At 44.9% G+C, this 12119-nt stretch carries 12 protein-coding genes; 2 read left to right on the top strand and 10 right to left on the bottom strand.

Annotated features, from left to right (window positions below; all coding sequences use genetic code 11):
• Window positions 1-312: 312 nt before the first annotated feature.
• The 10 genes from BLV00_RS10785 to gnd all read right to left on the bottom strand — a co-directional run bounded on the left by BLV00_RS10785 (window position 313) and on the right by gnd (window position 9434).
• Complete coding sequence (locus BLV00_RS10785) at window positions 313-570, bottom strand: HPr family phosphocarrier protein (protein ID WP_093044999.1); 258 nt, start codon at window positions 568-570, stop codon at window positions 313-315.
• 12 nt (window positions 571-582) lie between these two features.
• Window positions 583-1533, bottom strand: a complete 951-nt coding sequence (locus BLV00_RS10780; RefSeq protein ID WP_093044998.1) for a C-terminal binding protein — start codon at window positions 1531-1533, stop codon at window positions 583-585.
• 256 nt (window positions 1534-1789) lie between these two features.
• Complete coding sequence (locus BLV00_RS10775) at window positions 1790-2686, bottom strand: AEC family transporter (protein ID WP_093044997.1); 897 nt, start codon at window positions 2684-2686, stop codon at window positions 1790-1792.
• 7 nt (window positions 2687-2693) lie between these two features.
• Window positions 2694-3842, bottom strand: coding sequence for a galactonate dehydratase (gene dgoD / locus BLV00_RS10770; RefSeq protein WP_093044996.1), 1149 nt, complete (start codon window positions 3840-3842; stop codon window positions 2694-2696).
• 4 nt (window positions 3843-3846) lie between these two features.
• Complete coding sequence (locus BLV00_RS10765; protein ID WP_093044995.1) at window positions 3847-4494, bottom strand: bifunctional 4-hydroxy-2-oxoglutarate aldolase/2-dehydro-3-deoxy-phosphogluconate aldolase; 648 nt, start codon at window positions 4492-4494, stop codon at window positions 3847-3849.
• Between the two features lie 12 nt (window positions 4495-4506).
• The gene (locus BLV00_RS10760) at window positions 4507-5475 is read right to left on the bottom strand and encodes a sugar kinase (RefSeq protein WP_093044994.1); all 969 of its coding nucleotides are present in this window, start codon (window positions 5473-5475) and stop codon (window positions 4507-4509) included.
• A 75-nt stretch (window positions 5476-5550) separates the two neighbouring features.
• Window positions 5551-6831 carry a TRAP transporter large permease gene (locus BLV00_RS10755; RefSeq protein ID WP_093044993.1) on the bottom strand — a complete coding sequence of 427 codons (1281 nt, stop codon included), beginning with the start codon at window positions 6829-6831 and terminating at the stop codon, window positions 5551-5553.
• Window positions 6828-7367: a TRAP transporter small permease gene (locus BLV00_RS10750; RefSeq protein WP_093044992.1), complete on the bottom strand. Its 540-nt coding sequence runs from the start codon at window positions 7365-7367 to the stop codon at window positions 6828-6830. Before BLV00_RS10750 ends, BLV00_RS10755 begins: the two co-directional genes overlap by 4 nt.
• 96 nt (window positions 7368-7463) lie before the next feature.
• Window positions 7464-8510 (bottom strand): TRAP transporter substrate-binding protein, encoded by a 1047-nt coding sequence (locus BLV00_RS10745; RefSeq protein WP_093044991.1) that lies wholly within the window; start codon window positions 8508-8510, stop codon window positions 7464-7466.
• Between the two features lie 27 nt (window positions 8511-8537).
• Window positions 8538-9434, bottom strand: coding sequence for a phosphogluconate dehydrogenase (NAD(+)-dependent, decarboxylating) (gene gnd, locus BLV00_RS10740; protein ID WP_093044990.1), 897 nt, complete (start codon window positions 9432-9434; stop codon window positions 8538-8540).
• A 179-nt stretch (window positions 9435-9613) separates the two neighbouring features.
• On the opposite strand from gnd, the gene BLV00_RS10735 reads away from it, so the two are divergent.
• Both BLV00_RS10735 and BLV00_RS10730 read left to right on the top strand, forming a co-directional pair.
• Window positions 9614-10471: a MurR/RpiR family transcriptional regulator gene (locus tag BLV00_RS10735; protein ID WP_093044989.1), complete on the top strand. Its 858-nt coding sequence runs from the start codon at window positions 9614-9616 to the stop codon at window positions 10469-10471.
• A gap of 25 nt (window positions 10472-10496) precedes the next feature.
• Window positions 10497-11990 (top strand): gluconokinase, encoded by a 1494-nt coding sequence (locus tag BLV00_RS10730; protein WP_093044988.1) that lies wholly within the window; start codon window positions 10497-10499, stop codon window positions 11988-11990.
• Window positions 11991-12119 lie beyond the last annotated feature (129 nt).

Below are 12119 nucleotides of genomic sequence, written 5' to 3'. Positions count from 1 at the left end.
AGTATTCAGCTAGATAGTCCGTCTGTTCCTTTCAGAGGAGTAATCGTCCTTCTAGTATAACTGGCCATTTTTCAGGGAGAATTGGTCCATTTTTCAAGCCTGTCAGTTGTGAATTTTGGTAATACATAATATATTGGACCCTCTTCCCAATATTCACCGTATGCCCCTCCCTCTTTTCATCTCTCAATCTAGGTCTATCATATCACACTATTATAGCACACCATCTGACAAAATATTACATGATTTTCAAGGTAATACAATACCCCTGGACCTTCTTAGAATTAAAGGTCTCAGGGGTACTCGTTTTAATATTCAGTTCAGGAACTGTTCTATTGCTTTCATTGCTTCTGAAGCTTCCGGACCTGAGCAGTAAACATACAGCTCATCGCCGTTATGAAGCCTTAAGTTGATGAGGCCAAGGAAGCTTTTCAAGTTGACTTCGATGATGCTGCCGTTGACATTCTTTTTGATAAGGATTTCTGCCTCATACTTTTGAATAATTTGATTCAATTCCATAATCGTCTGTGTTTCATCGATATGCACAATTACTTTCTTTGAAAGTTCCTGCAATCTTGTTCCTCCTTATCTATTAACGGAATAGGCTGGCTTCTTTCCTGTTAACACATCCGCTACATTCTGAGCAGTCTTGCGCTTCAATTCTGCTTCTGAGGCTTCCGAATACCAGGCGACGTGCGGAGTGATGATCATTTCCTCGTAAGCCAACAACGAGTGGTCAGTTACAGGAGGCTCTTGTTCCATAACATCAATCGCTGCACCTGCAATTTCTTTATTTTTGACAGCTCCTTCTAAAGCTGCTTCATCCACCAGCCCTCCCCTGGCCGTGTTGATCAAATAAGCAGTCGGTTTCATTTTCTGAAAAGCTTCCTCGTTCATCATATGCTGAGTAGCTTTTGTTAAAGGGGCATGGACAGAGACAAAATCAGCCTCTGCCAGTAATGAATCGAAATCTACCAATCGGGCTCCTTTTTCCCCGGCTGCAGTCTCATCTATATAGGGATCATAAGTAATTATCTGCAGTCCGAATGCTTTTGCTTTTTCAGCCAGACGCTGTGGTATATTTCCGAATCCGACCAACCCCAGTACTTGTCCACGCAGACGGTGAATCGGCTTTCCAAGGTTGAAGTTCCAATCGTTGTTTTTTACATGGTTGTTCAATAGAGTCACTTTTCTAGCTGCTGACAGTAAAAGAGCCATCGCATGGTCTGATACTTCATCCAGGCAATAATCTGTCACATTGCAAACGGTGATTCCCTTTTCAGAAGCGGCATTGACATCAATCGAATCAACACCTATCCCGTAACGTGCAATTACTTTACACTTTTCAAGGTTATTGATGACCTTCTCTGTGAATGGTGCATATTGGGTAATGATTCCATCGGCGTCACGACATGCTTCGATCACTTCTTCTTCTGTCTTGCATTGCAAAGCCACATACTCCAGGCCAGCTTCTGTCAAAACTTCCTGTTCCTGCTGCAGGGTATCATATTCATAATCAGTGATTACTATTTTCATCGTATTCCCTCCTTCTTAACATAAAGCTCTGTTAAACGTTGTTGTTGATTTTACATAAGAGGCCTATTCAACTCTAGAGCCGAAAAGTCGAAGACTTGATTTCGAGATGTTTGGTAGAGTTCAGGGTCGTTGGGGAAGGATTCGCTTTCCCGGACCATCCCATTACTCTTATGGTAACGGACCCAACTATCTCGATACTGAGTCTTCAGCAAAAGGGAGCTTTAATTGTAAAATCAACTCTGAGATTTAACTGGGCCTAACTTAAAAGAGTCAGTAAAATCGGTATTGTAATCAGACTTCCTAACGTGGTTACCAGTGTGATACTGGAAACCAGATCCGGTTTGGCATCAAATTGCAGGGCGTACATCGTCGTGGTGGCCGCTGATGGACAGGCTGCTGCTACAATCAATACTTTTGCCATCAGTGGATCCATCGGTAACACTAACGTAATCAAATAAGCAATCAATGGTGACGCCAGCAACCGAACAGATGTCGCATAGGTCACTTTTTTCCAATCCATATTCTTCACGGTAATCTCTGCAAGCTGCATCCCAAGCGTGATCATCATCGTCGGGATGGTTGCATCTCCTACTAAGTTGATGGCAGACATGAGATTTTCAGGTACCGGTATGGAGCCAAGGTTCATGATCAAAGCGACGATTACCGCATAGGTAGGCGGCATTTTCAATACAGATTGAAGGGCAAGTTTAATTCCTGCACTTCCCCGCGCCGCGTAGTAAACCCCGAAAAAGTTCATGATGATCGCCTGGAGCACCATAAAGGATATGGCATACATGAATGCCTTTTCGCCAAAAGCGAACAGGATGATCGGTGTCCCATAATTACCGGAATTCATGAAAGCGGTCGACAGGATCATGCCGCTTTCCATCGATTGATTATAGTTTCGAAAATAAGCTGTTAGTTTATTGATGGCTACAATAGCAGCCAGTAATATGGCGGCAAAAACGACCATAATGACATATTTTTGATCGAGTTCTGCTTCATAGAATGTGTTGAAAACTAAATTCGGAAGCATGATGTATAACGTGACCGTTGCGAGTGACTTGATATCCAGCCTCGCAACAATTTGTATGAGATAACCGGCCCCAAAAATAAGCAGGACCGGTAATACTACTTGAATGAATACGCTCATCGTTCTGTTACCACTCCGCTACACTGCCGTCACGATGACGCCAGACAGGGTTTCTCCAGCGGTGGCTTTCACCTGCCTTCTCTTTAACTTTTTCTTCATCAATCGAGATTCCGAGACCAGGTCCCTTCAACATCGACACGTAGCCATCCTTATATTCGAACACGGATGGGTCGGTGATATAATCCAGTAAATCACTGCCCTGGTTATAATGGATACCGAGGCTTTGCTCCTGAATGAATGCATTGTGGCTCGTTGCATCGACCTGAAGACAGGCAGCAAGCGCAATTGGTCCCAACGGACAGTGCGGTGCCATTGCTACATCATAGGCTTCTGCCATCGAAGCGATTTTCTTGCATTCAGTTATCCCGCCGGCATGGGATAAGTCCGGCTGGATGATATCGACATGGCCATCTGATAATAATTGTTTGAAATCCCATCGTGAAAACATCCGCTCTCCGGTCGCAATCGGAATGGAGGTGTGCATCGCTATTTCTTTCAATGCTTCATTATTCTCCGCTAATACCGGTTCTTCAAGAAACATCGGACGGTATGGCTCGAGTTCCTTTGCCAGCACTTTCGCCATCGGTTTGTGAACGCGTCCATGAAAATCGATGCCGATTCCTACGTAATCACCGACCGCTTCCCGGACTGCCGCCACCCGTGCTACGGCTTCATCGATTTTTTGATAGCTGTCGATATATTGCAGCTCTTCGGTACCGTTCATTTTAATAGCATGGAATCCCCGGTCGACAGCATCTTTTGCTGCGGCACCGACATCCGATGGACGGTCCCCGCCGATCCAGGAATAGACCTTGATTGAATCACGGCAGGCACCGCCCATCAAATCGGAGATCGGGGCTTGATAATATTTGCCTTTGATGTCCCATAACGCCTGGTCAATGCCTGCAATCGCGCTCATCAAAATCGGTCCGCCCCTATAAAAGCCGGAACGATACATGACATTCCAATGATCTTCGATTTTCAGCGGATCCTTACCGATCAAGTAATCGCTCAGTTCTTCGACAGCCGCTTCCACCGTATGGGCTCGTCCTTCGATCACTGGTTCTCCCCAGCCTTCAATTCCTTCATCGGTTTCTATTTTCAAAAACAACCACCTAGGTGGGACCACATAAGTTTTCAAGTTTGTAATTTTCATATGACTACTCCTTTCGTGCGTCTTTTACCTTTTGTGCGAAGTTCCGTGCAAGCTCGGCCAGACCTTCAAAGTCCTCCGCTTCTAACAACTGCTTATTCATCAGCGAGCCACCTGCTCCGACAGCATAAGCTCCGTTATTTATGTAGGCTTCCACGTTATCCAGGTTGATTCCGCCGGTTGGTATCATAGGAATGTGGCCAAGCGGTCCCTGTAAATCTTTTAAATACGAGGATCCAAGCGATGCTGCAGGGAAAATTTTGACCAAATCGGCTCCAGCGGTATAGGCAGAAACAATTTCCGTCGGCGTCATGACACCCGGGATGGTCACTGCACCATAACGGTTTCCTATTTCCACTGTGACACGGTCATAGTTAGGTGCAAAGATAAAATCAGACCCTGCTTCCAGGGCATGTCTTGCTGTGACTTCATCCAGCACGGTTCCAGCACCGACGAGCGCCTTATCGCCAAACTCTTTTTTGACTTTTTCGATCATTTCATAGGCGCGTTCACTGTCGGCTGTAATTTCCAGTGTATCAATGCCACCTGCTAGCAAAGCTTCCGCTATCGGCATGATTTTTTCCGGGTCCGGTCGTCGTATGACTGCTATTATCCCAGATTGATAGATTTTATTCATCCGTTCCGTTTTTCTCATTATCGTTTCCTCCTATCGATGGACATCCCGTTTATTCTGTTTCGGATCGAGAAGATCAGCAAGCTGTTTTTTGGTTGGGGTACCTTCGATATCCCCATTCATTTGTACGACAAAAGCTCCCATGGCATTTCCCTGCCTGACCGCTGCTTCGATCGGTTTTTCTTCAATCAGCCCACTGATCACCCCGGAGGCAAAAGCATCTCCAGCGCCGACAGGGTCGACCACTTGATCGACAGGAAATCCATCCACATATCCAGCGCCATCTGCTGTTTGGTAATAGGCGCCATCTTCACCCAATTTAATGATCACCTTCTGTTCCTTATGCTGTCTAAGCCTGGAACTGATTTTTTCCGGAGTCGATTCCCCGGTCAAAAACTCTCCTTCATCCAATCCGGGCAGTAAAACATCTGCCTCACTTGCAATAGCGAGCAGCGTTTTTCGAGCTTCGTCCTCGTCCGGGAACAGCTTGTAGCGGATATTCGGATCAAACACGATGGTCAGATGATTTCGTTTGGCTATCTCGATTGCCTCATAGATCGCTTGATTGCACGTCTCACTTAATGCAGGAGTGATCCCGGTAATATGTAAAAATTTTGCCTGCCTGATATAAGCTTCATTCAAATCATGAGGGCTAAGCATGCTTGCAGCAGAGCCCTTCCGGTAGTAATACACGTTGACGTTTCCTTCCGACAGGCTTTCTTTGAAAAAGACTGCCGTCGGAGCTTTCTCGGTAAACAAAACCTCGGACGTGTCCACCCCTTCTCCGCGGATGAACTTATTAACATATTGACCAAATGGATCGCTCCCCAGTTTACTGATCCAGCCGACACGATGGCCAAGTCTCGCTAAACCAATAGCGACATTGGATTCTGCTCCACCAATCTGCTTTTGAAACTGATGGACGTAATCGAGGGGCAAATTTTCACGTGTGCTGAACAAAACCATTGTTTCGCCTAAGGTCACCACATCCAAATTATTCATGGTATGTCCCTTCTTTCCTGTAAAGATGGCAAAAATCCCTTGTTTTCTGACAAGGGAATTTTTGCATATATTTATTTAGTCACCAAAACTGATCAGCCAGAGCGATAGTTCAGGTATGAATGTGATCATCAATAATGAGAACAGCATCGCTAAAAAGTATGGAATGATCGCTTTAGATAAGGCTTCAATCGATAATCCTGAAATACCGGATCCCACAAACAAGTTGACCCCAAGTGGAGGTGTGATGAACCCGATTGCCAGGTTGACGACCATGATGATACCAAAATGGATCGGATCATAGCCAAGGTTGATACCGATTGGCAGCAATATTGGTGTCAGGATGATGATGGCAGCTAACGTATCCATGAAACAGCCTACCAGTAAAAGCAGGACAGTAATCAGCAGGATGATGACTATTTCACTTTCCGATATAGCCAGCATCATGTTAGCGACCTGTGTCGGAATCTGTTCGATCGTGAGAAGACGACCGAATGCCGTTGCCGTGCCGACGATAATCAGAATCGTCGCTGTTGTCAGCGAGGAATCAATGAATAGCTTCGGCAGATCTTTAAGTGCCAACTCCCGATATAAAAGCAGTCCCGCAATGATTCCGTATACCACAGCAATAACTGCTGCCTCGGTCGGTGTGAAAATACCACCGTAAATACCACCAAGGATGATGACCGGAATGACGAGTGCCCATTTGGCGTCCCAGAATGTCTCCCAAATGTACCGGAAAGAAGTTTTTTCATCGCTTCCCTTATAATTGTTTTTCCTTGAATAAATATAGGCCCAGAGCATCATGGCAAATCCTACGATAAGTCCAGGAATAATCCCGGCGATAAACATATCACCAATGGAGGCTCCCCCTACTACGCCGTAGATGACCATTGGAATACTTGGCGGGATGATGACACCAATCGATCCCGCTGCCGCAACGGTTGCCGTAGCAAATTTTTTATCATATCCTTGCTTGACCATGGCAGGAATCATGATACCGCCAATCGCAGCAACGGTCGCTGGTCCAGATCCCGAAATGGCAGCAAAGAACATACAGGTAATGATCGTGGCCATGGCAAATCCGCCAGTCTTGTTCCCTACTAATGCATTTGCAAATTTGAACAGACGCTCAGAAATCCCGCCTTTACCCATGATCTCACCAGCAAGTATGAAAAAAGGCACTGCCATGATCGGGAACGAGTCGACGGACGTTACAAGTTCCTTCATTAAAAATTGGAGCGGGATTGCCCCTGAATAAAGAATCGTTGTAAACGTAGATAAGCCAAGCGCGATACCGATCGGGACACTTAAGAGCAGGAAGATTGCAAAGCTGCCGAATAATACAAGTGTTGTCATAATTCATCCTCCTCCTCTTGCTTCTTCAAACGATCCCGTTCGTCACTGACCTCAATTTCTTCTTTACCTAACAGCATCTTGAATTGGAAGTAAAGGTTTTGGATCAGCCTGATGGCAGCCAGCCCCATGCCAATTGGAGTAGCCATGTATACAAGCCCCATCGGAATATGTAAAGCCGGTGACTGCTGTCCGAACCCTAATAGCTGTTGTGCGATATTCCAGCCATAGAAAACGACTACCAGACTGAATCCTAAGAATAGTAGATTCGAAATGATTGCCAGGATAAGCTTGCCTTTCCCTTTCAACAATAACAGCATGACATCCACCTTGATGTGGCGCTGTTTTTTCACACCGTAGCTTATTCCTATGTAAACCAGCCATATAAAGCAATATCGCCCAAGCTCTTCCGACCAGGAGAGGGAATTCCCTGAAACCCGCATCACCACCTGGATGAAAATGACCGTAACCATGACAAATGAAAACAGGAATAATAATACTTCTTCCAATCTGCGATCGATCATTTTTAAGACATTCATCGTTTCACCTCGCCGCCTCTTCTAACCTTTATAAATAGAACATCCCATGGTTAGTCTCACCAGGGGATGCTCTATCCATTTCTTTCATTTCATCTATTATTTCGTGGCTTCTTCGACAGCTTTGTAAACCTTGTCTACAGTTTCTGCACCGATATCATCTTTGAAATCTTCGATGACTGGCTGTACTTTCTTCACCATTTCTTCACGTGCTTCTGGAGTGATTTCTGTGTAAGTCATTCCTTCTTCTTGAAGGGACTTCAAATATTTTTCGTTAGCTTCACGGTTCAATTTGATTTGGTGTTTTCCAGCTTCTTTTGCTGCATCAGTTACGATCTTTTGTTGGTCTTCATTCAAACCATCAAAGAATTCTTTACTCATCAGGAATACAAACGGGCTGTAGATATGATGCGTATTGGATACATGGTCCTGTACTTCATAGAATTTTTGCAAATAGATTGTAGCGTATGGATTTTCCTGACCATCTACTGTTCCTTGCTGCATAGCAGTGAACAACTCAGTAAATGCCATTGGAGTAGGGTTTGCACCTAAGGCCTTAAACGCTTCCAAATGAAGGTCGTTTTCCATGGTACGAATTTTCAAGCCTTTGAAATCTTCTGCAGTCGCTACCGCGCGCTTAGAGTTCGTCAAATCACGGAAACCATTTTCCCAATATGCCAGACCTACTAGATTCTGAGATTCTAATTTCTCCAATAACCCTTGACCGACATCACTTGCAAGTACTTCATCAGCTACTTCCTCGTTAGGGAATAGGAATGGAATGTCAAAAACACTGAATTCAGGGACAAAGTTAGCAAGAGGAGCAGTGGAAGGAATCGTCACTTCCTGCGTACCAAGCTGTAGTGCTTCAGTCATCGTACGGTCATCACCAAGCTGGCCGCTGTGGTAAGTTTCTACTTTAATTGCGCCGTCTGTCTTTTCTTCAACAATCTCCTTGAACTTCAATAGACCTTTATACTGTGGATGCTGGTCATTCAGACCGATACCTGCACGGATTGTTTTCGTTTCTCCATCACCTGAAGCGCTTTCATTACCTTCAGCGCCAGAGCTATTACTATCTCCGCCGCAGGCTGCCAAAACAAAAATCATTAAAGATGCTGCTAATAAAGTCAACAGTTTTTTCATGTTACTTTTCTCCCCTTTGATCTTTTTTTATTTTTTTACGACGGCATGGCCGCCAAATTCATTACGTAAGGCTGCTACTACTTTGCCAGAGAACGTATCATTTTCCTGAGAACGGTAGCGCATCATCAGTGACATGGCGATCACTGGTGTCGCCATCTCGTATTCCAAAGCGGTTTCCATCGTCCATTTTCCTTCTCCGGAGGAATTCATTACTCCACGGATATCTTCCAGCTTGGCATCCTTGGAAAATGCTTGTTCCATGAGTTCGACCAGCCAGGAGCGGATGACAGAACCGTTATTCCAAACTTTCGATACAGCAGCATAATCGTAGTCGAATGGGCTTTTTTCCAAGATTTCATACCCTTCGGCAATGGCTTGCATCATGCCATATTCGATGCCGTTATGTACCATTTTCAAGAAATGACCGCTTCCTTCTTTTCCAGCGTACAGGTAACCGTTTTCAACGGAAGTGTCACGAAAAATTGATTCGATGGCACGAAATTCTGTTTCTTCTCCGCCAATCATGTAACATGCACCGTGGCGGGCACCGTCTGTTCCTCCGCTGGTACCACAATCAAAGAAGAAAATATTTTTCTCTTTGAACCATTCGGAGCGCTGTAAACTTTGCTTATAATTTGAGTTTCCGCCATCAATGATACGGTCGCCTTCTTCAAGGAGTTCGTAAAGCTCTCCCAATACAGATTGGGTAATTTCGCCAGCTGGAACCATCACCCACACCGTTCTCGGTTTTTCAAGAGCTGTTACCAGTTCTTTCAAGCTGTTGGCTGGAGTTGCTCCTTCTCTTGCAATGTCAGCCACTTGTTCATGATTGACATCGTTCGCTATCACTTGATGACCATGGTCAATGAGGTTCAACCCCAGGTTGTAACCCATTTTCCCCAGTCCTATCAGACCTACTTGCATAACATGACCCCTTTCGTGTGTAACTTCATCGATGAAAATTTTTTTCTGTAATTCCGATTATACAATAATATTTTTTCATTACAACCGTTTTCATGAAAAAAATTTCTTTCACAATTGCTTTTTTTTGAAATTTATTTCGTATACAATAGAGATAATAGAACATCCAGGAGGACTTAATTATGATAGAAGCACCTGCAAAGCATGTATTGAACCGTATACGTTCTTCTTACACACAGTTTAGTGAAAAAGAAAAATTAATTGCTGATTATATATTGGAAGATCCAGAAAACATCATTCATGCCACAATCAACCAGGTATCAGATGATCTGATGATTGCTGATGCTACCGTATTCCGTTTTTGTAAGCGCTTAGGTTTTAAAGGCTACCAGGCGATGAAAATTGCCCTCGCGTCCGAAATCGTCAATCCGATTACCGATATCCATGAAACGATCAATGAAGACGATAGCGAATTAGAAATCACGGAAAAAGTTTTTCAGTCCAATTTGAATGCGATAGAGAATACCCGTGCGATTCAAAGTCGGGAAGGAATTTCTAAAGCACTTGAACTTCTATTGGATGCTAAGAATGTCTATTTCTTCGGAAATGGCGGCTCCGGAATCGTAGCATTGGATGCGCAGCATAAATTCATGCGGGCCGGCTTGCCAGTCAACGCTTACACCGATACGCATCTACAATTAATGGCTGCCTCACAAATGAAAGAAGAGGATATTGCTTTTTTCATCTCTCATACTGGCTCGAATAAAGACATTTTAGATGTCGTGGAAGTTGCCAAAGAAAACCATGTAAAAACCATTGCTATTACTAACTTTGCCAAGTCACCACTGACAAAAGCTGCAGACGTCTGCCTTTACACCGTTTCACAAGAAACGGAGTACCGATCGGAAGCACTCTCTTCAAGGATTGCTGAATTATGTATCATCGATGCTCTATATGTCACTTACAGTATGAAGAAACAAGACCAATCTCAGGAAGCACTGCAAAAAATGAGGGATGCTATTTCCCGAAAAAGAGTGTGATGGCAACTAAGAACGGAGGTATCGTATGAAAAAATATGTAATCGGACTTGATATAGGAACCACTAGTGCGAAAGCGGTCGTATTCGATTATGATGGTAATGCTGTATCCGAGGCGGAAAGTGGCTACCGCATTGTCCACCCTTCTCCAGGGTATGCCGAGCAGGACCCCGCTGAGATTGAACATGCTGCCAAGGAGGTCATCCGGACAGCAATGGAACAAGCGAAAATTTCTGTCCGGCAATTGACTGGTGTCGGTCTATCCGCAGCGATGCACTCGCTCATCTGTATCGATGAAAACGGGGAAGCACTCTCTCCCTCGATCATTTGGGCAGATACCCGGAGTCATGAAGAAGCAGCTTACTTGAAGCGTGAACATCATGAAATCTACTTGAGAACAGGGACGCCTCTACATCCCATGACTCCCCTCTCCAAACTCATGTGGGGCCACAAACATGGAAAGACAGAATGGCAAAAAGCCCGTTATTTCGTATCTATTAAGGAGTATTTGATCAAACGTTGGTTCAATGAGCATGTCGTCGATTATTCGATTGCTGCTGCCACGGGAATGTTTGATATCCACAAACACCGATGGGACAATGATGCTTTATCTCTTGCCGGCATTAAAGAAGCACAGTTGTTTACCCCTGTTCCTCCTACCTACACGATGACTGGGTTGAAAGCTGATATAGCTGCCCATACAGGTCTTGCAGCGGGGACACCTTTTGTTATCGGAGGCAGTGACGGCCCTCTTGCCAATCTGGGGATCGGAGCAATCAATCCTGGTGAAACGGCGGTCACGATCGGCACAAGTGGGGCGATTCGGCAATTCTCACGAAAACCCCTCCTTGATGATAAGCAAGAGGTTTTCTCTTATAGTTTTACCGATGATTTTTGGATTACAGGAGGGCCATCCAATAACGGGGGTACTGTTCTGAACTGGCTCAAGCAGTTGTGGGATGACGGCCAGCTGACATTCGAAGAGATGGTAGGATTAGCTGGAGAGGTGGAAGCCGGGGCAGAAAAACTGCTCTTCCTTCCCTATTTAAATGGCGAACGGGCGCCTTTTTGGGATGCAAAGGCTCGCGGCTCCTTCATCGGCCTGACGCCCACCCATCACAAGAAACATATGATCCGGGCGGGGATGGAAGGAGTAATTTTCTCCATTTACCATATCGCATTCGCGCTCGAGAGGCTGGGAAATCACCATACCACACTCCTGGCAAGCGGTGGATTCGTAAGATCCCCTTTGTGGGTACAGATATTAGCGGATGTCTTCGGTAAGCCGGTACATATTCCAGACTGCCATCAAAGCTCTGCCTGGGGCGCTGCGTGGGTAGCTCTATACAGTTTACAGGAGGTAGACAGTCTGGAAGGAATCAAGCATTCCATCCCAATGAAAAAAAGCTACCACCCTAATCAGGAGTCACATGAGACTTATCAGCAGTTATTCGATATTTATAAAACCCTCTATCATCAATTACAGACGTGTTATTCAGACTTGCATCAATTAAAGTGTTAACAGAAAAAACCTTGCTGACACGGTATCACCGTAGTGGTCAAGCCCCAAAACTGTAGACATTGAAAAAACACCGGGGTTATGCAACCGCCTGATTTCTGTATTCGACAGGAGTCAGGCGGTTTAGTTTTC

Source organism: Thalassobacillus cyri (genome assembly GCF_900107755.1).
In the GTDB taxonomy this organism is placed as follows: Bacteria; Bacillota; Bacilli; order Bacillales; family Halobacillaceae; genus Thalassobacillus; species Thalassobacillus cyri.
Note: the sequence above shows the minus strand (reverse complement) of the source record. Positions and strands in the feature narration are given on the sequence as shown.